The 24,861-nt window shown below is 53.0% G+C and carries 24 protein-coding genes; 7 read left to right on the forward strand and 17 right to left on the reverse strand.

All coding sequences use genetic code 11. The annotated features are described in order from the left end of the window. Positions 1-104: 104 nt before the first annotated feature. The 5 genes from J3P34_RS02380 to J3P34_RS02400 all read right to left on the reverse strand — a co-directional run bounded on the left by J3P34_RS02380 (position 105) and on the right by J3P34_RS02400 (position 3,111). Complete coding sequence (locus J3P34_RS02380) at positions 105-1,388, reverse strand: sensor histidine kinase (protein WP_210486262.1); 1,284 nt, start codon at positions 1,386-1,388, stop codon at positions 105-107. Next, positions 1,385-2,062 carry a response regulator transcription factor gene (locus J3P34_RS02385; RefSeq protein WP_210486263.1) on the reverse strand — a complete coding sequence of 226 codons (678 nt, stop codon included), beginning with the start codon at positions 2,060-2,062 and terminating at the stop codon, positions 1,385-1,387. Before J3P34_RS02385 ends, J3P34_RS02380 begins: the two co-directional genes overlap by 4 nt. Before the next feature lie 130 nt (positions 2,063-2,192). Then, complete coding sequence (locus J3P34_RS02390) at positions 2,193-2,453, reverse strand: hypothetical protein (RefSeq protein WP_210486264.1); 261 nt, start codon at positions 2,451-2,453, stop codon at positions 2,193-2,195. 13 nt (positions 2,454-2,466) lie between these two features. Continuing rightward, positions 2,467-2,658: a hypothetical protein gene (locus J3P34_RS02395; protein ID WP_210486265.1), complete on the reverse strand. Its 192-nt coding sequence runs from the start codon at positions 2,656-2,658 to the stop codon at positions 2,467-2,469. Between the two features lie 24 nt (positions 2,659-2,682). Continuing rightward, positions 2,683-3,111, reverse strand: a complete 429-nt coding sequence (locus tag J3P34_RS02400; protein WP_210486266.1) for a hypothetical protein — start codon at positions 3,109-3,111, stop codon at positions 2,683-2,685. A 347-nt stretch (positions 3,112-3,458) separates the two neighbouring features. On the opposite strand from J3P34_RS02400, the gene J3P34_RS02405 reads away from it, so the two are divergent. Continuing rightward, entirely contained in the window at positions 3,459-4,697 is a 1,239-nt protein-coding gene (locus J3P34_RS02405; protein WP_210486267.1) for a helix-turn-helix domain-containing protein, read from the forward strand. A gap of 96 nt (positions 4,698-4,793) precedes the next feature. Beyond that, complete coding sequence (locus J3P34_RS02410; RefSeq protein ID WP_210486268.1) at positions 4,794-6,287, forward strand: S41 family peptidase; 1,494 nt, start codon at positions 4,794-4,796, stop codon at positions 6,285-6,287. Between the two features lie 323 nt (positions 6,288-6,610). Here the strand turns inward: J3P34_RS02410 and J3P34_RS02415 are convergent, their stop codons facing one another. Then, positions 6,611-8,884 (reverse strand): Tex family protein, encoded by a 2,274-nt coding sequence (locus J3P34_RS02415; protein ID WP_210466198.1) that lies wholly within the window; start codon positions 8,882-8,884, stop codon positions 6,611-6,613. 254 nt (positions 8,885-9,138) lie between these two features. On the opposite strand from J3P34_RS02415, the gene J3P34_RS02420 reads away from it, so the two are divergent. After that, positions 9,139-9,525 carry a hypothetical protein gene (locus tag J3P34_RS02420; RefSeq protein ID WP_210486269.1) on the forward strand — a complete coding sequence of 129 codons (387 nt, stop codon included), beginning with the start codon at positions 9,139-9,141 and terminating at the stop codon, positions 9,523-9,525. Positions 9,526-9,726: 201 nt separating this feature from the next. Continuing rightward, entirely contained in the window at positions 9,727-9,912 is a 186-nt protein-coding gene (locus tag J3P34_RS02425) for a hypothetical protein (protein ID WP_210466200.1), read from the forward strand. Positions 9,913-10,019: 107 nt separating this feature from the next. Here J3P34_RS02425 and J3P34_RS02430 read toward each other — a convergent pair whose 3' ends face one another. After that, complete coding sequence (locus J3P34_RS02430; RefSeq protein WP_210486270.1) at positions 10,020-10,619, reverse strand: NADH-quinone oxidoreductase subunit E; 600 nt, start codon at positions 10,617-10,619, stop codon at positions 10,020-10,022. 266 nt (positions 10,620-10,885) lie between these two features. On the opposite strand from J3P34_RS02430, the gene dinB reads away from it, so the two are divergent. Together dinB and J3P34_RS02440 are read left to right on the forward strand one after the other, a co-directional pair. Then, a complete protein-coding gene (gene dinB / locus J3P34_RS02435) occupies positions 10,886-11,947 on the forward strand; it encodes a DNA polymerase IV (protein ID WP_282597064.1) in 1,062 nt (353 codons plus the stop codon). A gap of 121 nt (positions 11,948-12,068) precedes the next feature. Beyond that, positions 12,069-12,878, forward strand: coding sequence for a class I SAM-dependent methyltransferase (locus tag J3P34_RS02440; protein WP_210486272.1), 810 nt, complete (start codon positions 12,069-12,071; stop codon positions 12,876-12,878). Between the two features lie 6 nt (positions 12,879-12,884). On the opposite strand, the gene J3P34_RS02445 is transcribed toward J3P34_RS02440, so the two are convergent. After that, a complete protein-coding gene (locus J3P34_RS02445; protein ID WP_210486273.1) occupies positions 12,885-13,421 on the reverse strand; it encodes a DUF7935 family protein in 537 nt (178 codons plus the stop codon). Positions 13,422-13,631: 210 nt separating this feature from the next. Here J3P34_RS02445 and J3P34_RS02450 point away from each other — a divergent pair, with 210 nt between their 5' ends. Further along, complete coding sequence (locus J3P34_RS02450; RefSeq protein WP_149092542.1) at positions 13,632-13,982, forward strand: HesB/IscA family protein; 351 nt, start codon at positions 13,632-13,634, stop codon at positions 13,980-13,982. Between the two features lie 423 nt (positions 13,983-14,405). On the opposite strand, the gene J3P34_RS02455 is transcribed toward J3P34_RS02450, so the two are convergent. The 9 genes from J3P34_RS02455 to J3P34_RS02495 form a co-directional block, all read right to left on the reverse strand. Further along, on the reverse strand, positions 14,406-15,278 hold the full coding sequence (locus J3P34_RS02455) for a ChaN family lipoprotein (RefSeq protein WP_210486274.1): 873 nt from the start codon (positions 15,276-15,278) through the stop codon (positions 14,406-14,408). Positions 15,279-15,445: 167 nt separating this feature from the next. Continuing rightward, positions 15,446-16,756: an ABC transporter permease gene (locus tag J3P34_RS02460; RefSeq protein WP_210486275.1), complete on the reverse strand. Its 1,311-nt coding sequence runs from the start codon at positions 16,754-16,756 to the stop codon at positions 15,446-15,448. After that, entirely contained in the window at positions 16,749-17,663 is a 915-nt protein-coding gene (locus tag J3P34_RS02465) for an ABC transporter ATP-binding protein (protein WP_210486276.1), read from the reverse strand. The genes J3P34_RS02460 and J3P34_RS02465 overlap by 8 nt, the downstream gene beginning before the upstream one ends. A gap of 410 nt (positions 17,664-18,073) precedes the next feature. Then, positions 18,074-19,231: a molecular chaperone DnaJ gene (gene dnaJ / locus J3P34_RS02470; protein WP_210486277.1), complete on the reverse strand. Its 1,158-nt coding sequence runs from the start codon at positions 19,229-19,231 to the stop codon at positions 18,074-18,076. Between the two features lie 6 nt (positions 19,232-19,237). Beyond that, positions 19,238-19,801 carry a nucleotide exchange factor GrpE gene (locus J3P34_RS02475; protein ID WP_210486278.1) on the reverse strand — a complete coding sequence of 188 codons (564 nt, stop codon included), beginning with the start codon at positions 19,799-19,801 and terminating at the stop codon, positions 19,238-19,240. A 239-nt stretch (positions 19,802-20,040) separates the two neighbouring features. Next, entirely contained in the window at positions 20,041-21,036 is a 996-nt protein-coding gene (gene obgE / locus J3P34_RS02480) for a GTPase ObgE (RefSeq protein ID WP_210466220.1), read from the reverse strand. A 146-nt stretch (positions 21,037-21,182) separates the two neighbouring features. Further along, entirely contained in the window at positions 21,183-21,776 is a 594-nt protein-coding gene (locus tag J3P34_RS02485) for an adenylate kinase (protein ID WP_210486279.1), read from the reverse strand. A gap of 134 nt (positions 21,777-21,910) precedes the next feature. Further along, positions 21,911-22,450, reverse strand: coding sequence for a hypoxanthine phosphoribosyltransferase (gene hpt / locus J3P34_RS02490; RefSeq protein WP_210486280.1), 540 nt, complete (start codon positions 22,448-22,450; stop codon positions 21,911-21,913). A gap of 124 nt (positions 22,451-22,574) precedes the next feature. After that, positions 22,575-24,809, reverse strand: a complete 2,235-nt coding sequence (locus J3P34_RS02495; protein ID WP_210486281.1) for a sodium-translocating pyrophosphatase — start codon at positions 24,807-24,809, stop codon at positions 22,575-22,577. Between the last annotated feature and the right edge of the window lie 52 nt (positions 24,810-24,861).

Here is a 24,861-nt window from a genome sequence, read left to right on the forward strand (position 1 = left end):
GAATTGGGAATCTTAAAAGGAAAGAGAAAAATTTTGAAGATTCATACACCCATTTAAGACGATGAAGCAGAAGCGTTTCAGGCGCTGTTTTCTAAAAACGGCCTCTAAACCGATGCCACGGCATTCTGGAAAGTAACCGTAAACGTGTGGCCCTGCCAGTAACCATACGCCACCCGGAAACCATACAAGTCACAGATGGCTTTCACGATGGATAACCCCAACCCGGTGGAAGTCGCCGCCGAGGTCTCTTTGTAGAAACGGGTGAAAACTTTTGCTCCGTCCAGCTGCGCCTCCTGCCCGGCGTTTTCTACCGTGAGTTCCTGTTTAGACAACCCGATGCGAAGAAAGCCTCCGTTCACGTTATGCACGATGGCGTTCTTGACCAGGTTCACCACCAGCATGGCGGCTAAATCTGGGTTCATCTGCAGCGATACGTTTTCCTGCACCTGCAAATCCACGGAAATGTCTTTATAGCTTAGCTGATCCTCAAAATCAAGCAAGGTCTTCTGCAGAAGCTTTTCCAGGGGCACCGGTTCTTCCTGCGCAAACTGCCGGTTCTCAATCTTGGACAGCAAGAGCAGGGTTTTGTTCATTCGGGTAAGCCGCTCCAGGTTCTCCATCACAGACCCAATCTGCTGCAACTGGTCTTCCTGCAGCGGCTGGCTCTCGGCGAGGAGTTCCAGTTTGTTCAGGCTGATGGCTAGCGGGGTCTGCAACTCGTGGGAGGCGTTTTCAATGAAGGCTTTCTGGTTCTGGTAGGTGGCCACGTTCTGCTGCAACAGCTTCTCCACGGTCTGGTTCAGGAGCTGGAACTCCTCTATGTTCGTTTTCTGCACCGGCACCGTTTTGGCCTCTTCCAGCCGGAAACTTTGCAGGCGCTGCAGAATGTGGTAGAAAGGTTTCCAGATGCGTTTCAGGAGCAGGTTATTGAGTACCAGAATGCTGCCTACCAAACCCAGGTACAGCCAGAGAAGCGAATAGAGCAAGTCTTCAATGAGGTCGTCTTCCTCTACCATGGAGGTGATCACGCGCAATTCATAGTACTGGTCTTCTTTCCGGAACACGGTGGTGAGCATGCGTACGGGCTCAAAGTCCTGCTCGTTCTGCATGTACATGAGTGTGTCCTGGTAGCGGTCTTTACGGTGCACGGCCAAGGTGAACGGAATCTCCTTGATGCTGAAATACCCGGCCTCAAATTCTTTCTGCCGAAGCACGGTGCTGTCCCGGGTGGCTTTCTGCACCACCAGGATCTTCTGGTTCTCCAGGCCGTCGTCCATGCTGTCATAGATCTCGTCCAGCATGTTGAAGTAGAAGAGCGCCGCCCACCCGGAGATCACCACCAGCAGCAGCCCCGCAAAGTAAGAGGTGGCGTAGTTGAGCAGTTTCATGCCGCCACCAGTTTATACCCGATGCCGTAAATGGCCTGAATTTCTATTCCGGCCCCGCAGTCTTTGAGTTTCTTGCGCAGGTTCTTAATCTGGGAGTAGATGAACTCGTAGTTATCAGCTTGGTCAATGTAGTCGCCCCAGACGTGCTCGGCCAAGGCGGTTTTGCTCACCAGCCGGTCTTTGTTCGTGACCAGGTACAGCAGGATATCAAACTCTTTGCGGTTGAGCACCAGCTCCTGGCCCGCCACCCACACTTGGTGCTTATCGGGGTCAATCTGCACGTTCTGGAGTTGATGCAGATGCTGGCCGTCAAACTTCCTTCGGCGCAGCACAGATTTCACGCGGGCGTGCAGCTCGGCCATGTGGAACGGCTTGGGCAGGTAATCATCGGCGCCCAGCTCCAGGCCCTGGATTTTGTCATCCACGGAGTTTCGGGCCGAGACAATGATCACGCCCTCGGTTTTCTGCTGCTTTTTGAGTTCCTCCAGAATCTCCAGGCCGCTGCCGCCGGGCAGATTGATGTCCAGCAGAATGCAGTCATAGGCGTACACGCCCACTTTCTCCAGCGCACTGTCATAATCGGTGGCGGTTTCTACCAGGTACTGTTCCTGCTTTAAGGAGCGCACCAGCGTGTCCAGCATCTGGGGTTCGTCTTCAATCACCAGTATTTTCATGGCCGTGGGGTTTGCCCGCAAATACGGCGGGAAATCTGGAAAGAATTGGGAATTCCTGAAGTAAGATGGATTTATAAAGAATAAAGGAGAGCGACCGTTTCAGGGCCGCTTTCCTGAAAACGGCCCTGAATCAGAAACGGGTGACTTTGCCTTTGGCATCCCAGTGGCTGGATTTGAGCGTGATGCCATCGGCCTCAAACTTGAGGCGGCGCACATAGCGCTCGCCGGTGATGCTGCCGTCTGACTTGCGTTTACCTATATATAAGGTGATGGGGTGGCCCTGCTTGTCTGTGATGAAGGTGATGTCGTTGCCGGAGTACACATCGTCCACGCGGCTCTCCGGCGCGAAGGTTTTGTTCAGTTTGGCTTCCAGTTTGGGGCTTAGCGGCATGGCAGAAAGTCGGTTAGGATTCGGTGTACGATTGCAGAATGGATAAGGCCTCGGCTTCCTCAGCCTCCACCACCTCGTCTATCACTGTTTGGATTTCCTGGTCTGACCACTGCGCCTGCTCGGCGGCTTTCACAAATACACCTAAGGCCACAAAGCGGCCACCTTCCAGGGGAAGAATCACTTTTACTTTTTTGCGGATGTTCATGCGGGATGGAATATCGTTTTGGGGCTATTTTACGGAAAACAGACCAAAATCGCTAAGTCCGGAGGTCTTTTCCTGGGCCCACCGCATGGCGGAGTTCAACTCCTGGAAGTACTCCACCTCGGCGTGTAACTTGGGCCGGAGCGTGGCCACCATGCTACTGACCGCCATCTGGTTGAAGATATCGTCTGAGATCACGAAAGCCAACCGTTTGATTCCCAGTAACTGGAACTGCGGAAACCAGGTATTTAAGGTCCATTCCTGGTCGGCCTGCCGGATGACTTTCATGTGCTTCATGTCCATGACCCAACTCTGGAGATTGGTCTTACGGGATACCTGCAAAGCCTCGGTCATGCCGTCGCGGTAGGCATCACTGGGCACAAAACCTTGCCAGTGCAGCACCAGAAGCAGGTGCAGCCGGTCGGTTTCCATTTGCAGGTAAGACTCAGTCTCCATTTTTTAAGGTTGTCTTTTGTATGGCCTTAACAGGGCGCGGGAAGGCTTATCTGGATAGCCCCTAGGGCAACCTTCATCATTCTATTAACTTATTTGAGGAAAACAGGTTTTGCAGGCAAACAACAAATGAATTGCACATAGGTAATATTTAGCCTCTTCCGTGCTGCTAAGCCTGTGATATTGATCAGGTAGCGCCAAAAGGCCAGCTTTGCGGATTGCTCCAGCCTTTCTATACGGGTCCCAAAGAGGAAAGTGACCAACCAATAACCTTAAGTGGAATTGACAGAAAAGCAGGAATCATCTTCCGGGATTTTTGATTAATTTGGGTAGGTAAAGCATAAAAGGCGATGTCTACCCAAACGGTACAGATTATTTTAGTGGGCGGAGCGGTACAGGGCCTGGTTTTGGCTTTCCTGTTAGCCACCCGTAAGGCAAACCAACTGGCAAACCGGCTGCTGGCTACCCTTATTCTGCTTATCTCGCTGCAGTCTGTTTTGGTGGCCTTTGATACCCGTGACTTTTTCCTCACGTTCCCGCACCTGAGCAAGGTAAGCTGGCTATTGCCCATGCTTTTTGCACCACTCATCTACCTGTTTACGGTTAAACTCACCCATGAACGACCGCGTCTGCGCCGGCTGGATGCCATTCATTTCACCCCGGCGGTGCTGGTGTTTTTAAACCTTTTGCCTTACTACCTGAAAAGCCGGGAGGAGAAAATTGCTTACCTCAATGACTTTGAACTGGCTTCTAAAGATGATTTCGGGTTTATTGGGCAGTTGGCCCTGGCCATGGTTATTTTCTATGTAATCCTTTCCTTAGGGGTGCTCAAACGGTACCGAGCCAGGATTATGGAGGCGTTTTCTGAGCTGGAAAAGATCAGGTTGCAATGGCTTCGGCAGTTCCTCTTCTTCATGCTCATTATTGTGGCGGTGGCCACGGTTTCCTTCTACGCGAAGAAGTGGGACGTTCCCGTGGTCACCGAGATTTACCGCTACCACCTCCACTACTTCGGGGTGATCACCCTTATTTACTGGATCGGGTACAAGACCCTTTCGCAGCCCCGCATTTTCACCTCCGCGCCTCCGGTCTTCTCAGAAACCGTGGCTATTCTCCCGGAGCCCGTGCCTGCTCCCGTATTGCAAACCCACCAGGAAATTGCCGGCGATGCCGCTCCTTCGGGCTTAGGGCCTAAATACCAGAAATCTGCTTTAAAAGAAGAAGACGGTCAGCTGTACCTGGAGCAACTGCTTTCCTTTATGGAAACTGAGAAGCCATATTTGCAGCCCACCCTCACCATCCAGGAACTGGCCGAGAAGCTGGGCGTCTCCAAGCACCACCTTTCTCAGATCATCAACTACCGGCTGGGCAAGAACTTCTATGATTTCATCAACCAATACCGGGTAGCCGAGGCCCAACTCATGCTGGTGGACCCAAAATTCAGGCACTTCACCAACCTGGCCGTGGCCGAGGAGGCCGGGTTTAACTCAAAAGCCACTTTCAACGCCGTTTTCAAAAAACAGACCGGAAAGACGCCGTCTGAATACATCAAAACCCACGCAGAAGGCCGTCTGAACTTAGCGGATTAGATAGAAACACCTCTTTAAACAAGTCTGAACTTAGCGGGCCAGACGATTCGCGTCTTAGGGCCATGTAGGTTTGCAGCGTTCAATCAGTTAAAACCTATGAAATCTACATTCTTGAAACGCTGTCTATTTTCCCTGTTCATGCTGGGCTCTTATCCGGGCCTGAGCCAGACAAACCCCACTGCGCCCGCCGCCACGCAACAGTTCACGCCGGCCCAGTTACAGGAGGATCTCCACTTCATGCACCAGGTGCTGGATGAAGCGCACCCCGGCATGTATCGCTACACCTCCAAAGATCGCTTTGAGGCGCTGTTTGACAGTGTGGCCAAAACCCTTAACCGGCCCATGACCCAGCAGGAGTTCTTTGTGGCTGCCACGCCGCTCATCGTGGCCCTGAAAGATGGGCACGTAAAGTGGATGCCCCGCGAGCGGAAACATGGCCAATACTATTACAACCTGGACCAACTCTTTCCGCTGGAACTGCACTTCACGGGCAAGCAGGGGCACCTGGTGTACAACATGGCAGGCACCTCCGCTATCCCGGTGGGAGCTGAGATTGTCTCCATCAACGGGTTGCCCACCGAGAAAATGGTGGAGAAACTTCTGCCCACCGTTTTCTTTTCTGATGGCAACAGCCAGGCCGTGAAATGGCTCTCGCTGGATAAGTTCTTACCCTTCTACTACGGCACGTACATTGGCGCCTCTCGTAGCTATGAGATTGCTTTCCGGGCCCCGGGCAGTTCTTCCGTACAGACCGCGCAAGTGCCGGCCGTTACCCTAGAAACCATCCAGAAGCTGGAAAAAGAAAGGGAAAAGCCCAAGCAGCCGCCCATTAGGGTAGCCTACAAAGACCAGAATACCGCCTTGCTGTCTATAGACAACTTCAACATCTATAAGAACGAGATGGATGTGGAGAAGGTAATGAAAGACATTTTCTGGCAGATGAACGCAAAGAACACCCAACACCTCATCATCGACCTACGAGGAAACGAAGGCGGCATTGACAAATGGGGCGCCCTGCTGTACTCTTACCTTACTGATAAGAAGTTCAGGTACTATGACAGCATGCTGGTGCCCAAGAAAGAGAAGTTCACGTTTGAAAAGAACATTATCTGGCTACCTGGCATGTACCCTCTTTACCGCAGGCTCATTTCCAAGACCAAGGGTGGCAATTTCACCTTCCGGTTCAAGAAAACGCTGCGGGAACAGAAACCCCAGAAGAACCCTTTCAAAGGTGAGGTTTACATCCTTACAGATGGGTACAGTTTTTCGGTTACCTCAGAATTCTGCGCCATAGCCCACCACCACAAGCGCGCTACTTTTATAGGCCGCGAGACCGGCGGCGGCTATTACGGCAACACCAGCGGTTTCCATGTGCCCGTGAAACTGCCAAATACAGACCTGGAACTAGCCGTCCCACAATGGAACTACTTTATGGCCGTATCTGGCTACCCCCACAAAGACCGAGGCATCCTGCCTGATTACCCGGTTGAGTACACTGCGCAGGACCTTATCCAGAAGCGGGATGTAGACTTGGAATTCACCATGGAGTTGATCAAATCTAAAAGGGCCTCCTCAGCGCAGGCTAAGTAGAGGCTCAAGACCTTCCCACGCATTCCGTCCCCCCCTTTTGAAGGCCCGGGATGATTACTCTTGCAGATCTTGGCATACTCGAAATGTAGGGGCAATCCCTTGTGGTTGCCCTTGCGTTAACAGAAGTGAAGGGTTCATGAAACGTCCTTGTCATCCCCCTACCCCCTTCAAAGGGGGACAATCAAGTACCGTGCTTCCTTTTTCAAGCCTTATAAGGGGAGTAGACAATTAGAGATATTCCGTTTAGAGCCACCTTTTCCTAAAAGCACCCAAAACAAAAAGGCCAGTGAAAATCACTGGCCTTTTTGTTTATAATCTAAAGTCTACCGGAACATGTTCTTCAACTTGTTAAGTTTGGTAGCCATGTCTTCCTCTTCTACCGGAGCGTCACGGCGATTGCTGCCTCCGGTGTTCCCCGGCTTGCGGTCATTATTGCCACGGCTTGGCCTGGCAGTTGCGGCCTGCGGATCTGATTTCATGGAGAGCGCAATGCGTTTGCGACCTACTTCCACTTCCAACACGGTTACTTCTACCTTCTGCCCTACTTTCACCACTTCATGTGGATTGCTCACGAAACGGTCAGACAGGTGGCTCACGTGGACCAGACCGTCCTGGTGCACCCCAATGTCTACAAACGCCCCGAAGGCGGTGATGTTGGTGATGATGCCTGGCAGTTTCATGCCCTGGCGAAGGTCTTTGATCTCGTTCACGCCCTCGGTGAAGCTGAACACCTCATAGCTTTCGCGCGGGTCACGGCCGGGTTTGGAAAGTTCGCTCATGATGTCCTGCAGGGTAGGCAGCCCCACGGTGTCAGACACATATTTCTTCAGGTCTATTTTCTTGCGGAGGTCGGCATTCTTGAGCAGGTCTTCCACGGTGGCGCCCAGGTCTTTGGCCATCTGCTCTACCAAGGCATAACGCTCAGGGTGCACGGCGCTGGCATCCAGTGGGTGCTTGCCGCCCCTGATGCGCAGGAAGCCGGCCGCTTGTTCAAAGGCTTTGTCACCCAGGCGGGCTACTTTTCGCAGCTCGTTGCGGGTTTTAAACGGACCATTCTGATTGCGGTAGTCTACAATGTTCTGCGCCAACTGCGGCCCGAGACCAGAAACGTAAGTCAATAACTGCTTGCTGGCAGTGTTCACTTCTACGCCCACGGCGTTCACGCAGCTCATCACCACATCGTCCAGGCTGTGCTTGAGCGCATTCTGGTCCACATCGTGTTGGTACTGGCCTACGCCAATAGATTTAGGATCGATCTTCACCAACTCAGCCAAGGGGTCCATGAGACGACGACCGATGGAAACGGCACCACGTACGGTAATGTCCTGATCCGGGAACTCCTCGCGGGCTACGTCTGAAGCGGAATAGATAGAGGCGCCGCTCTCGTTCACCATGATAATGGCGATGTTGTTGGGCAAGCCCAAGCCGCGCACGAAGGTCTCGGTCTCGCGGCTGGCGGTTCCGTTCCCGATGGCGATAGCTTCGATCTGGTATTTATGGCACATCACCATCACCTGCTGTCCGGCGGTAGTGGCCTGGTGCGCTCCGTTGTGCGGGAAAATGGCTTCGTAATGCAATAGTTTGCCTTGCTCATCCAGCGCCACCACTTTACAACCGGTTCTGAAACCCGGGTCAATGGCTAATACGCGTTTCTGGCCCAGCGGCGCAGACAAGAGCATCGGTCTTAAGTTATCGGCAAAAACCCGGATAGCTTCTTCATCGGCGCGTTTCTTGGAGGAAAGGCGCACCTCGGTTTCCATGTTCAGGCGAAGCATCCGCTTGTAACTCTCCCTAATGGCCAGTTTCACCTGCTCAGCGGCAGCGTTGTGGCCGGTCACGAACTGGTCTTCCAGGATAGACAGCGCAGCCTCTTCCTCGGGCTGAGCATCCAGCATCAAGACCATTTCCTTCTCGCCGCGGCGCATGGCCAGGATACGGTGCGATGGGGCTTTCTCAATGGGCTCGTCCCACTCAAAGTAATCTTTGTATTTCTGGCCTTCCTCCTCTTTGCCCGGAATCACGCGCGCCTTGAACACGCCCTTCTTCTCAAACAGATTCCGGATGTTGGCACGGGCCTCAGGGTTCTCATTCACCCACTCGGCAATGATATCGCGGGCACCAGCCAGGGCTTCCTCGGTTGATTTTACTTCTTTTTCTTCGCTCACAAACGCGGCGGCTTCTGAGGCAACGTCCATGTTGGCTTGCTCAAACAGCCTTTGCGCCAGCGGCTCCAGGCCTTTCTCGCGGGCAATGGTGGCGCGGGTGCGGCGCTTGGGCTTGAACGGCAGGTAAATATCCTCCAGCACAGCCATGGTCTCGGCGGCCAGCACCTGGGCTTCCAATTCTGGGGTGAGTTTCTCCTGGTCTCTCAAAGATTTCAGGATGCTCTCGCGGCGCTTGTCCAATTCCCGCAGCTGTTCCACGCGGTCACGGATGGCGGCAATGGCTACCTCGTCAAGGCTGCCGGTTACTTCTTTGCGGTACCGAGCAATAAAGGGCACGGTGGCCCCCTCGTCCAGTAAAGCCACAGTTGCTTCTACTTGCTTTTGGTTTACTTGCAGCTCCCCCGCAATCGTCTTGAAATGGTTTTCTGGCATGCTAAATAAATGATCTGAAAAGACTTTGTCCCCTATTTTACGCGTTTAAAATGGCAGCGCAGGGACTTCAAAGATAAAACTAAATTGGCGGAACCCCGCGCCCCACGACCGGCTTTTATTACTGACCTGCCAACGCAAGCTGGCCCGGTATTTGTATCTTTGCCCAAGATGGGTGGGAACTAAATTTGCGGCCACTGGCTTTTGAGGCCAGGCTGTAAATGCCCACATAATCTAGATTAACACCATTTACGCATATGAAGAGGATTATCTTTTTGCTGGCCTTGGCCTTCACTACTTTCACAAGCCAGGCCCAGACACCGGCGGTTACCCCCGAGGCCCGCGCCAAAGCCATGACCAGCACCATGACCCAACACCTGAAGCTGAATCCGGCGCAGGTGAACAAGGTGACTGCTATTAACCTCACCAGCATCCAGCAGTTGGAGCAGGCCAAGAAAGACCACAAAAACAATCCGCGCCAGCTCAAAGCCACCATGGACCTCATCAGCGCCACTCGCCTGGAGTCTTTGAAAGGCGTGCTTTCCGTGACCCAGTTCCAGCATTACCAGCAGCAGCGCGAACGCAAACTGGGGATTCCCTCGCAAGCCGGCACCGGCGGCGTTCCGGAGCAATACAACAACTAAATAGTTAACCGGCCTTTCGGCCGATAAAGAGCAAATCAAATCGCCTTGGTTTTGGGCCTGTTTTTAAAGAAACAGGCCCAAAACCAAGGCGATTCTTTTAATATAATCTGTTTGAAATTTTTCTGACCAGGAGTTATGGAATGTGGACGGTTTCAGCATCGTTTCTTATATTCAATTTTCCACATAAACTTCAGCGCTCCCATGAAATTCATTGGATTAGGAATGTTCCTGGTTGGTTTGGTTTCCCTATTGGTAGCCACGTTTGGGGCAAACCACTTCTTACTTCTCTGGGCCGATAACTGGGGCAGGCCGCTGGGCTGGACCATCAGGGCGGCGTTCACCACGCTGGGGTACGTAATATATTACCTGCATCGGCACGATGACTGAAGTTTCTGTTTAGGAGCTGTTTTGGTCTAAATGGCTCTAAAAAAGAATCGGCACCGCCTTCTGCAGACGGTGCCGATTGTGCTGTTGTAGGATTAGCGCTAAGCCGCTTACATTTCAAGCAAGCCCAGCAGGATAAACACCAGACCTACGATGGCCGCCAATGCGCCCACCAGACCCAGACCTGGGATGATGGAAAGCAAAGCACCCGCCACCAACAGAATCAAACCGATTTTGATGTACTGGTTAATGGCGTTGGCTTTTTTCACGGCTTTGGCTTCGCGCATGATCTTTTTGGTGGCCATTTTCACATCCTTCTTGGTTTTAGCCGAAGCCAGGTCATTGGCCAATGATTTCACGTGCGGATTAGCTTCCAAAGCGGACGCTACCGCAGCAGAGGTCAAAGGAGCCGTACGGGCCACTTCTCTGGAGGCTACGGGCTTAGCGGCGTTGGCTTCCAGAGCTGGGGCAGTCTTTGCATTTACAGGTGCAATGGGGGCAGTAGCCTCAGTAGGTTCTGCCTGGGCAATGACTGCCTCCTGCGCAGGAGCAACGATTTCTGCCGGCGCGGCCGTGGCAGATGCTGGAGCGGCTTTATGGTAGGTAGTAGCGGGCGCGCTAAAGTCATAGTATTGGCCAGAAGAACAACCAATCATGAACTGGCTAGCCACACCGCACACTAAAAGAGACAGTAAAGATTTGATTTTCATAGTTTAAGGAGGTTAAGGGTGTATGGATTTAAGGGTAAATAAAAAGAACCTACCTGCCAGACTAGCCCAAGTAGGTTTCAAAGGCTAACTTCGCAGTACGTAGACTAACGCCGCAAGTTCACGATTCATTTTACAATGGAAAGCCTGCAAATGTTTTTCGTCTGAAAATCAGGAGGAAAAAATTTATGCAAGGCTTGCACCGTACCCAAAAATAGGTCTAAAAAGCCTTTTGGGCCATGTTTTCTTACTAGCCAGAGACTGCCATTTTGCGCAAAATCATCCACATAGACATGGACGCTTTCTTCGCCTCGGTGGAGCAGCGCGATAATCCGGCTTTGCGCGGGAAACCCGTGGCTGTGGGCGGCACCAAGGCGCGGGGTGTGGTGGCGGCGGCCAGCTATGAGGCACGGCAGTTTGGCGTCTATTCAGCGATGCCCTCGCAGCTGGCCCTCAGGAAATGCCCGCACCTGATCATGGTGCCCACGCGCTTTGAGGTCTACCAACAGGTCTCCAGGCAGATACGGGAGATTTTCCTGCGCTACACCGATCTGGTGGAGCCGCTCTCCCTGGACGAGGCGTATCTGGACGTGACGGAAAACAAGTTCGGGCTGCGGTCAGCCATGCTCATCGCGCAGCGCATCAAAAACGAGATCCTGCAGGAGACGCGGCTCACGGCCTCGGCGGGCGTGTCTTTCAATAAGTTCCTGGCCAAGGTGGCCTCGGGGAAAAACAAGCCCAACGGCTTGACGGTGGTGCTGCCAGACGAGGCCGAGGCCTTTGTGGAGGCGCTGCCCATTGAGAAGTTCTACGGCATTGGTGATGTCACCGCCGCTAAGATGAAGCAACTGGGCATCCATTCCGGTGCCGACCTGAAAAACCGCTCCGAGATGGACCTGCGCCGCCACTTCGGGAAATCAGGCTCCTATTTCTACCAGATCGCCCGTGCCCAAGATGATAGACCCGTGGAACCCAACCGGATCCGGAAGAGCATCGGCTCGGAGCGCACCTTTGGGCAGGACCTGGAGACCGAGGAGGAGATGCTGCCCGAACTTCAGCGCCTGGCTGAGGAAGTGGCCTACGACCTGCACCGGCTGGAGGCCTCGGGCAAGACCATCACCCTCAAGCTCAAGTACCACGATTTCACGAACAACACCCGCAGCAAGACCTTTTTCTCCTCGGTACGCGCCGAAGAAGTGCTCCTGGATATTGCCCTGGATCTGCTGCGCACGCCGGCTTTCCCCAATAAACCCGTCCGCCTGTTGGGTATTACGGTCTCTAACCTCAACTACGGCAAGCACCAGGGTGGGCAGTTGTCTTTTCCGTTTTAAAGTGGACGTTTGACGCTGGACTTAAATTTCTAGACTGTAATTAAGAATTGATCTCTGTCACAGCGGGGGATTACTTACTTTCACCTGTCTATTGTCTTGTACCTAACATCTAGTGTCACTTATGGATGCCTCTGCCGACTACATTGAGATAAACCGCCATGCCTGGAACCTGCGCACCGGCGTACACAAAGACTCCGCCTTTTATGACCTGGTTTCCTTTAAACAGGGCAAAAACAGCCTGAACCCGCTGGAACTGGAAGCGCTGGGCGATGTGCGCGGGAAAAAGCTGCTGCACCTGCAGTGCCATTTCGGGCAGGATACGCTCTCCTGGGCGCGGCTGGGCGTCAAAGTCACCGGCGTCGATTTGTCTGACGAGGCCATCGCGCTGGCGCGGCAACTGAATGAAGAAATGGGGCTAGATGCGGAGTTTGTGTGCTGCAACGTGTATGACCTGCCACAGCACCTGAAAGGTCAGTTTGATATTTTGTTCACGTCCTACGGCGTTATTGGCTGGTTACCAGACCTGGAGAAATGGGCCCAGGTGGTGGCGCATTACCTGAAACCCGGCGGCACGTTTTTCCTGGCAGAGTTCCACCCAACCGTCTGGATGTTTGACAATGAATTCACTCGCGTGCAGTACTCCTACTTCAACAACGGCGGTCCCATTATTGAAGAATCTTCGGGTACCTACACAGACCGCGACGCCCCTATCCACTACACCGAGTTCTCCTGGAACCATGCTTTGAGCGAAGTCTTAGGCGCCCTGCTCGGCCAGAACCTGCAGCTACAGGAATTTCAGGAACTGCCTTACTCCTACTACAACTGCTTAGCGAACATGGTACAGGGCCCTGATGGCTTCTGGCGCATCAAAGGCATGGAGGACAAACTGCCCCTGATGTACAGTTTGAAGATGGTGAAGCCGCATGCCTAAAAAGAATTAGAAAATCTCGTGCAGTTCCCGCTTCAGGAACTGGATGGAATGGGCAGTGGGGTCCACCTCGTTGTGCAAAATGGTTTCCAGTACGCGTTTGGCCAGCTCCGTTCCCCGGCTTTTGTCCTGTAAGTTCTGATAGGTCTGGTTGATCATGGAGACCACATCTTCTTTGGCTTTCTTCACCTGTTGCCAGGCCGCCTCGCTCATGTATAACTGTTGGGAAAGGTTATGCGTGTACTCCGCCCGGATTTCCTGCAGCAGTTGGGCCTGGAAATCAGAAGCGGTCACCCCAGAGGGACTCACCCTTAAAAGTAAGTTACTTGGCGTGATGCGCTCCAGAAACAGGATGATGCGCTCGTAGGCCTGCAGCCTGATGGGCAAAATGGTCTCACTGTTTTTCAGCCGGATGTCCAAAACCTTTTTGCGGTAATCGCGCTCCAGGTACCGTTGGGTTAACAGGTACATGGCGCCACCTACCACCAAGGCCGGCAGGGAGCCCAATAAAACTAAAAGTACAATGGAGGAAGTGTCTGTGGTCATAGTTTAGAGGTAGTTGACTCAGGTTCCTGGCGTTTAGAGCAGAAACTAGCCTGAGTCATATAGTACGCGTATTCGCAGAGTAAATATCGGTAAAAAATTGATGTGGTGGCCGCTGAATCATTTTCCCGGATTTTCGGTTACCCATAGTATAGCGCCGAGACGTAGAAACAGCTTAGTTTTTAGTAACTTTACAGCGCAAAACCCACTGTTATGGAAAGCACAACTATAAAAAAAGCCCCAATTTCACTCACTGAGCGTGCCCTGCACGAAGTGAAAGTGATTATGAAAGATAAAAACGTACCCGAAGAATACGGTTTACGGATTGGCGTACAAGGCGGTGGCTGCTCTGGCATGTCTTACCTGCTAGGCTTCGACAAAGCCAAAGACGCCGATGAGATCTACGAACTGGACGGCGTACAGCTGATTATGGACAAAAAACACGGCATGTATGTGATGGGCATGGAAGTAGATTTCCAGGATGGCCTAAACGCCCGCGGATTTGTCTTCAACAACCCGCAAGCCAAAAGCACCTGCGGTTGCGGCAGCTCTTTCTCCGCCTAACATTCCCCACCTCAACTTCTCAAAAGACCTGTTTCTAACAGGTCTTTTTTTATGCCTTATTGAAGCTGTTTAGGAAAGACCAAGGCATAGTATTGAGGGTATTTTTCACACTATTAACCATGCTCTGGGAAGGCAGCGCCCTTCCATCCTTCCGGAGACGTCGTTGCAGTGCAACGTCGTTACATATTACCCTGTAGCGACGTTATACCGTAACGGCGTACGCATTCCGTCAGAACAGCAGTAAGCGTCATTCCTTAACTAAACTGGTTCATTTTTATAAAGAACTATAAAGAGCTAAAAACGAGAAATAGCTAATTGAATCATCTCTGCATTTTGGCCTGACATTTTGTTTTCGATCTATTTTTGGCAAAACACCTCAAAAAGGCCCTAAATAGCACATCAGCACATTAAAAAATTAGCACATTAATAAGTTTTGGTCATGGTTTCCGGCACTACCAGCACATAATCTGCTCTATTTTCATGTTCCTGGTTTAGTTTCTCCAGTTGCGGCTGAACAACGGTGCTGATGGTCATGATTTTCAGTTCGGGGCGTAGGCGGCGGAGATACCAGACAATGCCTTCGTGGTGGTCAGAATGGTAGGCGCCATTGAGGTGAAACAGGTGTTGACCAGCCTGTAAGTTTTTGCTGATGAAGTGGGCCATGGTAGCGTCTTTCAGGGCCTGCGCTTCCACAATCTGGGCCGAGGCTGCCGAAGTGCCGTGCGTATCCCCAAACATGCTGAGCATGCGTTTGTAGGCGGGTAATTCCAGATCTACGGTGATGGGCAGCGGCGCGAGCCATTGTTTTTCATCTGCCGGTAAGGCCTCTAAACTTTTCAGGCCCTCGCGGGCCACAATGCGGGCCGAGCGGCGGGGCGCGTTGGTGGCAATTACTTTAATGGAATTGGCCTTGGCAAACTGTACCGTGGGTTTGTAGTCGGTGGGGTAGTTGGGCCAGGCACGGCTGACTTCCATGAACCTGGGTTCTTCCAGTTGCCCTAGCAGGAAGGAATCCACAGCACCTTGGATATCAGTTTCCCACATCTCGGTGCCCAGCACCAATTGTTTGCCATGTGCCTGGTAAAGGTCTTTTGTCAGTTCCAGTTCAAGCCAATGGGCGATGGGATCGTTGTGCTGCTCGCCAAAAAATACCACATCGGTGGTAGCCAGCTCTTTGAGCATTTTCCCATACTTTACCGATTTTCCATTGCCCTGGAACAGACGATACGCAGGTTTATCCATGGTAAAGGAGGAAAGGAACACAACTGACACCAACAGCAACCATATCTTTTTCATGTTTCAGAGCAGTTTTCCGGAAAACGGGCTAAGAACAGTTGTTAGTGTTTAGTTGTTAGTAAGGGAATATGCGCTGTTGGTTACCTGACGGTTGCTGCCGCACGCTAATTTCTGCCTGTTTTCAGAAAAACGGCCTAAACACTAACAACTAAACACTAAACACTAATTCAGCCTTTGTAGAAGAGCCATTTAGACAGCTCACGGTAGTTTACTTTTTTGCCGTACATGAGAATGCCCACCCGGTAGATGCGGGCTGCCACCCAGATGGTCCCGATGAAGCCCGCGATGAGCAAAACCATAGACAGCAACAGTTCCCAGGTTGGTACGCCAAAAGGCATCCGCAGCATCATGACCACCGGCGAGGTGAACGGAATCATGGACATCCAGAAGGCCACCGGCCCGTTGGGGTTCTTCACGATGATGGTCTGGGCCACGATGAACGACAGGATGAGCGGTACCGTGATGGGCAACATGAACTGCTGGCTGTCGGTCTCGGAGTCTACGGCCGCGCCAACTGCGCCGAATAAAGCCCCATAAAGCAGATAACCACCCAAGAAGTAGAAGAGGAAAGTCCCGATGAGCAAGGGCAGGTTGAGGTTCTGGGCGGCGCTTACCACCTCATGGATTTCCTGCGCCTGCTGCACATCGCGCTCGTTCCCCATGCCCTGCACTGTCTGGTTTATCTGCGCATCGGAGAAACGCTTCAGGTCAAAACGGGCCGATATGCCCCCACCGATGGCCGAGGTAAGCACGATCCAGAGGACAAACTGGGTAAGCCCCACCGCCGCGATGCCCATGATCTTACCGGCCATGAGTTGGAATGGCTTCACCGAGGAAACCATCACCTCCAGAATACGGCTGGTTTTCTCCTCAATGACGCCCCGCATGATTTGGGCCCCATAAATGAAAATGAACAGGTAAATGAGGAAGGCGCCTATGAAACCAACTCCGGTGGTAACCTCCACATCGCTGCTCTTCTCCCCTTCGGCGCTTAGGTTCACGGTTCTTATACTTACCGGCGTTTTAATCTTGTCCAGCACCTGTTGGTCAATGCCTGATTGAGCGAACTTCACTTCCTCCAGCTCCTCCCTTACCCTTTTCTCCAGGTTGGCTTTCATGGCCAGGCTGGTGCTTTTCTGGGAGAACAGCTGAATGCCCTGCGGTTTGTCCAGGTTCAGTTTGGGGATATAAAGGAGCGCCGCATCCTCAGATTCCAGGTAAGCGGACTTGGCGGTTTCCACCGGCCCGGGCACGTTCACAAACTTCAGTTCTTCTGTGGTGGTGAGTTTTCCTTTGAGGTAGCCGCTCTCGTCCAGCACCTGCACCACTTTGGTGTCATCAGACATGGTGGCGAGCCAAATGGGCACAATCATGACCAGGGCCATGAGCACCGGCCCCAGGATGGTCATCACAATGAAGCTCTTCTTGCGCACGCGCACCAGGTACTCGCGCTGAAACACTAACCAGATCTTATCCATGGGCTTCCTGGGTTACGGTTTGAATGAAAATGTCATGAATGCTGGGCACTTTCTCCTGGAAGCTGTGCACCTCTACCCGCTCGGTGAGGTACCGAAGCAGTTGGTTGGGCCCCACCTGGGGCTCCAGCTGTACCTCGGCCTGGAAATCATTCCCGTTCTGGGCTTGGGTCAGCACCTTAAAATCTGGCGACATGATGAACAGTTTGCCCGTGCCCTCCACGTGATAGGTGTGGCTGCGGTACCTTGATTTCACCTCCTTCACGCTTCCTTCCATCACTTTCTGGGAGCGGTTGATCAACACAATGTAGTCGCACATCTGCTCCACCGATTCCATGCGGTGCGTAGAGAAAATAACCGTACACCCCTGGTCCCGAAGCTTGAGGATCTCATCTCGGATGATGTTGGCGTTCACCGGATCGAAGCCTGAGAAAGGCTCGTCCAGGATCAGCAGCTTGGGCTCATGCAAGACGGTGGCGATGAACTGCACTTTCTGTTGCATGCCTTTGGAAAGGTCTTCCACGTTCTTGCTCAGCCAGGGCTTGAGGTCCAGCCGCTCGGCCCACACCTTGATGCGCTGGGTGGCGTCCCCCTTCTCCAGTCCTCTGAGCCTTGCCAGGTACACCAACTGCTCCCCTACTTTCATCTTTTTATATAGGCCCCGCTCCTCCGGCAAATACCCAATCTGCTGCACGTGATGGGGCTGCAACGGCTGACCCTCAAACAAAACGCGCCCCTCGTCTGGAGCGGTGATCTGCGTGATGATGCGGATGAGCGAGGTTTTACCGGCCCCATTGGGACCCAGCAGCCCGAAAATACTGCCTTTGGGAACCTCAAAAGAGACCCTGTTCAGGGCTTGATGTGCTTCATAAAGTTTGCTTACGCCCTGGATCTGAAGAATGGGTTGCAAGAGATTAGCGGTTAGTTCGTCAGGCTAAAGCTAAGTCAAAGCGTTTCAGTTTGCAAGTGGGGCAGAATCCGTTTACAGGCAGTTTTCAGGAAAATGGGCCAGAATTGTAGCGGTGTTACACGTAACGCCGTGGTTCTACATAGCAAACAAATTTCAAGCCTAGAAGGACCTCTCCTTGCAGTAATTCCTCTATGCGGTGTAGGAAGGATTATTCTGGTAGAGGCGCTTCTGTTTCACGAGAACACGGCGTTACCATATGAACCACGGCGTTAAAGTGTAACGCCGCTACATTTCTGGCCCAATTCAAAGAAATTGGCCTAAAACAGCATCGCCCACTTCCTGTATAAGAAAGCGGGCGATGTATATTATTTCCTGACTCAGGACTTTGGATTCAAGACTCAGAACTCCTCTTATTGAAAGTACTCCTTCATTTTCTCGAAGAAGCCTTTCTCGTTTTTGCCGGGGTTCGGCACGAAGTTCTGGGACTCGCGTAGACGCTCCAGGATCTGGCGCTCCTCTGGGTTCACGTTCTTAGGCGTCCAGACGTTGATGTGGATGAGCTGATCGCCTTTGCCGTAGCCGTTGATGTCTGGAATACCTTTGCCGCGCAGGCGCAAGATCTTGCCGGACTGGGTACCTGGATCAATCTTGATCTTCACCTTGCCTTCAATGGTAGGCACTTCCACGCTGGCGCCTAACGTGGCATCCACGAAGCTCACGTATTGCTCAAACATGACGTTGTTGCCGTCGCGGCGCAGGGTTGGGTGCTGCTCTTCCTCAATCTGGATTAACAGGTCACCGGGGATACCGCCGCGCTCTGGCACGTTTCCTTTGCCGCCCATGGACAGTTGCATACCGTCGGCCACGCCGGCGGGCACGTTGATGGAGATCACCTCTTCGCGGAGCTGACGGCCTTCACCGTGGCAGGCATCGCATTTCTGGCTTACGGTTTTACCTTCGCCGTTACAGGTAGGGCAAGTGCTGGCAGATACCATCTGGCCCAGCATGGTGTTCACCACGCGTTTCACCTGACCAGATCCCTGGCAGGTACCGCAGGTATTGAGGGCCGTGCCGTTCTTGGAACCGTTTCCGTCGCAGACGTTACAGGCCTCGTAGCGTTTCACCTTGATTTTCTTCTCAACGCCTTTGGCTACTTCCTCCAGGTTGAGTTTAAGCTTGATGCGCAGGTTGCTGCCTTTGCGTACGCGTTTGCCGCCTCGCTGTCCGCCGCCCCCGAAGAAGCTCTCGAAGCCGCCGCCTCCGCCGCCGCCGAAGATGTCGCCGAACTGGGAGAAGATGTCTTCCATGTTCATGCCACCTCCGCCGAAGCCGCCACCGCCGTTCACGCCCTGGTGCCCGAACTGATCATAGCGCTGGCGTTTCTGCTCATCGCTTAGAACCTCGTAGGCTTCCGCTGCTTCCTTGAATTTATCCTCGGCCGTAGGGTCATCAGGGTTTTTATCGGGGTGAAACTTGATCGCGATCTTGCGGTACGCTTTCTTGATCTCATCCTGTGATGCCCCTTTGGCTACGCCCAGTATTTCGTAATAATCTCTTTTGGTTGCCATGGCTTCTTATGCTCCAATTACCACCTTGGCAAAGCGAACCACTTTGTCATTGAGGTAATATCCTTTCTCTACTTGGTCAATCACTTTCCCCTTCATTTCCTCCGATGGGGCCGGAATCTGCGTGATGGCTTCGTGCACATCGGCATCAAACGGCTGGCCTACAGCGTCCATGGCTTTCAGGCCTTTTTGCTGCAACAGGTTCTGAAACTTGCTGAACACCAGCTCCACGCCTTCGCGCACGGCGTTCACATCCTGCGCGTCTTTCATGGCAGACTGGGCCCGCTCCAGATCATCCAGCACCGGAATCAAAGCTACCATCAACTCCTGGTTGGCCGTCTTGAACAGCTCTAACCGCTCTTTGGAGGTGCGGCGTCTGAAGTTGTCAAACTCGGCGTGCAGGCGCAGGTATTTGTCGCGCAGCTCATCGGCTTCTGAGGCGCCGCCTTCGGTAGCGGTGGCCTCGCCGTTGGGCTGTTCAGCCTGCTCGGTTACGGTAGACTCGGTTGCCTCGGTGTTTTCAGGCTGGATATTCTCTTGTTCCTGAGGATTTTGTTCAGCTGCTGTACTCATATGTGTTCTTTATCCTTTCAGATGTTTATGCTTCTTTTCTTGGTGCCTGACTAGAGGCAACTATTTTGCCAAACCCGTTTTTATGTCATTCTGGCATTTTCGGGCGTAAAACGCATCTTTCCGCGCCGCAGCATTGGCAGCCACTACCGGGCTTTGAACACCTGTTGGCAGGAGAAAGACGCTATCTATTTTAAGCCTCTTTTTGCAAAAACGGCCCTAAACCGGGTCAGGCGATTGGTTTACGCGTTGTTCAGCTCTTTCCAGATCATGTCTTTCAGTTGCATGATGTTCTTGTTGGTCATGCTTGAGATAAACACGGTGGGTAGGTCTTTGGGAAGTGTCTCCCGCATCTCGGCCTCCAGTTCATCGTCAATCATATCTGATTTGGTGATGGCCAGCAGGCGCTGTTTGTGCAGCAGCTCAGGGTTATAGGTCCGGAGTTCGTTCACCAGGATCTCGTATTCCTCGGCAATGTCGGGGCTTTCCACCGAGATCATGAACAGCAGGATGGAGTTCCGCTCAATGTGCTTCAGGAACCGGATGCCTAGGCCCTTCCCTTCCGAGGCGCCTTCAATGATTCCGGGGATATCGGCCATCACGAAGGATTTGTAGTCGCGGTACGCCACCACGCCCAGGTTAGGCACCAGCGTGGTGAACGGATAGTTGGCAATCTTCGGCTTGGCCGCCGATACGACGGACAAGAGCGTGGATTTACCGGCGTTGGGGAAACCTACCAGACCCACATCGGCAAGAAGTTTCAGCTCCAGGATGGTCCATTCCTCCAGGCCGGGCTCGCCGGGTTGGGCGTACAGCGGCGTCTGATTTGTGGGCGACTTGAAGTGGGCGTTGCCCAGTCCGCCGCGACCACCGGGCGTGATGATCTCCATCTGGCCGTCCTCGGTGATCTCGGCTTTTATATCGCCGGTCTCCGCGTCGCGCGCAATTGTCCCGATAGGCACTTCCAGGATGATGTCCTTCCCGTAAGCACCGCTGGAGTGGCTAGGACCGCCGTATCCGCCGTTCTCAGCGATCACATGTTTCTGGTACTGCAGGTGAAGCAAGGTCCAAAGCTGGGAGTTGCCTTTCAGGATGATGTGCCCTCCCCGGCCTCCGTCACCGCCGTCTGGCCCGCCATGGGCCGTTTTCTTGTCGCGGTGCAAGTGGGCCGAACCGCCTCCGCCATGCCCCGAGCGGCAGCATATCTTGACGTAGTCAATAAAGTTGGATGATGACACTATGGTATTGGTAAAGTAAATGCTATGTTAACAAGGAAGCATTCCTTTGCGGGGAATGCTTCCAACGTAATGTATCAAAATGTACGTCTAATCAGAACAGAAGGAGGACTATGAAACGTTCCTTTGCCGGACGGGACGGTTATCTTTTACTTGTTGTTATGGGCCAATTGACAGGCCCCGATGATCTCGCAGTTCTTCGCGAAGATTTCATCAATCTCCCCTATGCCGTCTACGGCATAGAATTTATTCTGCTGGGCATAGTAGTTGGCCACCTGCGCCGTTTTGGTGTTGTACTCCTGCACCCGCTTCTGGATGAGCGTCTCATCGGCATCATCAGGGCGGCCCGAGGTTTGTCCGCGGAGCAACAGGCGTTTCACCAGTTCCTCTTCAGACACCTGCAAGGCAATCATGCAACTGATCCCTTGATCGTATTTGCTCAGCAGCACGTCCAGGGCCTCGGCCTGTGGTACGGTGCGCGGGAAACCGTCAAAGATGAATCCGGCCGCGTCGCGGTTGTCCGCGATCTTGGATTCAATCATGCCAATCACCACTTCGTCGGGCACCAGCAAACCAGCGTCCATCAGGCCCTTCGCTTTCAAGCCAAGTTCTGTTCCCCCAGAAATCTCTGAGCGCAGCAAATCACCGGTAGAAAGGTGGATAAGCCCGTATTTTTCAATTAATTTCTGGCTCTGCGTGCCTTTGCCTGCCCCTGGAGGACCGAAGAGTACGATGTTCAGCATGGGTATGGAAATTGTGAGGAAACAAAAGTAAGAATAAAATCTTGGAAATGACAGCTATTCAGCTGACCGGCGCCGCTGGGCTTGTCTGTTTTAGGCCTGATTTTCAGAAAACAAGCCCTAAACAGCTTGGGCTCTTACATTACCTTGTAGATATCCCGCAGGTTTCGGCCCAGACCGTTGTAGTCCAACCCGTAGCCCACCACAAAGTCATTGGCGATGGACATAGCCGGGTACTTAATCTCCAAATCGTGCTGCAGGCTTTCAGGCTTGATGAGCAGCGTGGCCACCTCCACCGAAGCCGGTTCCTTTGCCTGCAGTTGCTTTAAAAGATTGGCGATGGTATGCCCCGTGTCTACGATGTCTTCCACTATCACCACGTGACGGCCCTTAATTTCTTCCTTTAGCCCGATGATCTCTTTGACCTGGCCGGTGCTTTGCATGTCCTCGTAGGAAGAAAGCTTCACAAAGGAGATCTCGCACTCAATGGTCAACTCCTTCATCAGGTCAGAGGCAAACATGAACGCCCCGTTGAGCACCGATAGAAACAGCGGCTTTTTCCCGCGGTAATCATGGCTTAGCCGGGCAGCCACAATCTCCACGCTATGAAGGATTTTCCGCTCAGGAAGGTAGATACTGAACTGCTTGTCTAGGATTTTTACCGTTGGATGGTGCATCTGGCTTGAAAATAAGAAGCTCCAAATTTGCGCAAAACTGCCCTAAATTAAAAGCAAGTCGCCCTTTTCTGTTGAAAAGGGCGACTGGGAAGCTGAGTTTACGTCAGCAAAGGGTAGCGGTTACTTAACGGGCCTCTTGCGGGTATTGCGCTGTGGAGGCCAGGTTTGGTTTGCCATCTACCTGCCTAGAGCTTTCTAAGTCCGGGCGGGTCTCAGGGGCCGCAGGTGGCGTCTCACGCACGGCAATGTGCGGGGCAATCACCAGAGACACAATGGACATAAGCTTGATAAGGATGTTCATGGACGGACCTGAGGTATCTTTGAACGGATCGCCCACGGTATCGCCGGTCACTGAGGCCTTGTGCGGGTCTGAGCCTTTGTATTCCATCACGCCGTTGATCATGACACCTTTCTCGAAGGATTTCTTCGCGTTGTCCCAAGCGCCACCGGCATTGGATTGGAAAAGGGCCATCAAAACGCCCGCCACAGTCACGCCGGCCAACACGCCACCCAGGATCTCGGCGCTGGAAACCTCCTCAAACGCCCCCTTCAGGCCAAACCCGATGACAATAGGCACTATCAACGCTATGGCGCCCGGCAGCATCATTTCCCTAATGGCCGCTTGCGTGGAGATAGCCACGCATTTATCATACTCAGGTTTGCCGGTGCCTTCCATAATGCCCGGGATCTCGCGGAACTGGCGGCGCACTTCCTGCACCATGGCCATAGCCGCCCGGCCCACCGCACTGATGGCCAAAGCCGAGAAAACAAACGGAATCATGCCACCTATAAACAATCCGGCCAGCACCGGGGCCTTGTACAAATCAATAGTACTGATGCCGGAGATCCCCACAAAGGCGGCAAACAGGGCCAGTGAGGTCAGAGCCGCAGAAGCGATGGCAAATCCTTTACCCGTAGCGGCAGTGGTGTTGCCCACGGCATCCAGGATATCGGTGCGCTGACGGACTTCCTTGGGCAATTCGCTCATCTCAGCAATACCTCCGGCATTATCGGCAATGGGCCCGAAGGCGTCAATGGCGAGTTGCATGGCGGTGGTGGCCATCATGCCGGCGGCGGCTATGGCCACGCCGTACAAACCGGCCACGGAATAGGAAAACACAATGCCGGCAGCCAAGACAATGATCGGCATGGCGGTACTCATCATACCCACACTCAAACCCGCAATGATATTGGTGGCGGCCCCGGTGGAAGATTGCTGCACAATGGTGTCTACCGGTCTTTTGCCCATGGCGGTGTAATACTCCGTGATAATGGAAATAAGCGTTCCCACAATAAGCCCGATGATCACGGCATAGAAAATGCCCATGGAGGTGAACTCATAGCCCCGCAGGTTCAAAGTATCGGGCATGAGCCAGTCAATGACAAAGTAAGAGGCAATAGCGGTTAACGCCACCGAGGACCAGTTGCCCATGTTCAAGGCCGCTTGCACGCTTCCGCCCTCCTTCACACGCACAAACAATGTCCCGATCATGGAAAAAATAATGCCTAAGCCCGCAATGAGCATGGGAAGAATGATGGGCGACAAGCCTCCGAAGTTATCTGTAACGGTGATTTCGCGGCCCAGCACCATGGTAGCCAAAATAGTGGCTACATAGGACCCGAACAAGTCGGCGCCCATACCGGCCACGTCCCCTACGTTATCACCTACGTTGTCGGCAATGGTAGCAGGGTTTCGGGGGTCATCCTCGGGAATACCCGCCTCCACTTTCCCAACCAGGTCTGCTCCTACGTCGGCGGCTTTGGTGTAAATACCTCCGCCCACGCGAGCGAATAAGGCAATACTCTCGGCACCCAAAGAGAAACCAGTCAATACCTCTAGCGCCTTTTCCATCTCCTCACTGCTGGCGGAGGCGCCTACGCGTTGCACAAACCAGTAATAGAAAGCGATGAAAAGTGAGCCTAAGCCCAATACGGCTAAACCTGCCACGCCCATGCCCATCACCGATCCGCCGCCAAAAGAAACATCAAGGGCTTTAGGCAAACTGGTCTTGGCGGCCTGGGCCGTCCGGACGTTGGCTTTGGTGGCGATGCGCATGCCAATGAATCCGGCCAGGGCCGAGAAAATGGCCCCGATCAAAAAAGCCAGTACAATAATAGGTGAGGATTTTTCCCCGGCGTAGCCGAGGTAGAGAAGGAAAAGCGAAGCGATGACCGCAAAATACGTGAGCACTTTATACTCTGCCTTCAGGAACGCCATGGCACCTTCGGCAATGTAGCGGGCAATGGTGCTCATCTTTTCATCGCCGGCATCCTGTTTGGTAACCCACGCTGATTTAATGGCAGTGTACAACAAGGCAACCAGCCCGAAGGCCGGTATTGCGTAGAGAATTGTCTGCATAAAGTAAGGCTTTGTTGGTTAGTTTGGATTTTGAGCATAGAAGCTCTCTGCA

The sequence above is a fragment of the Rufibacter aurantiacus genome, assembly GCF_017916345.1.
Taxonomy (GTDB): domain Bacteria; phylum Bacteroidota; class Bacteroidia; order Cytophagales; family Hymenobacteraceae; genus Nibribacter; species Nibribacter roseolus.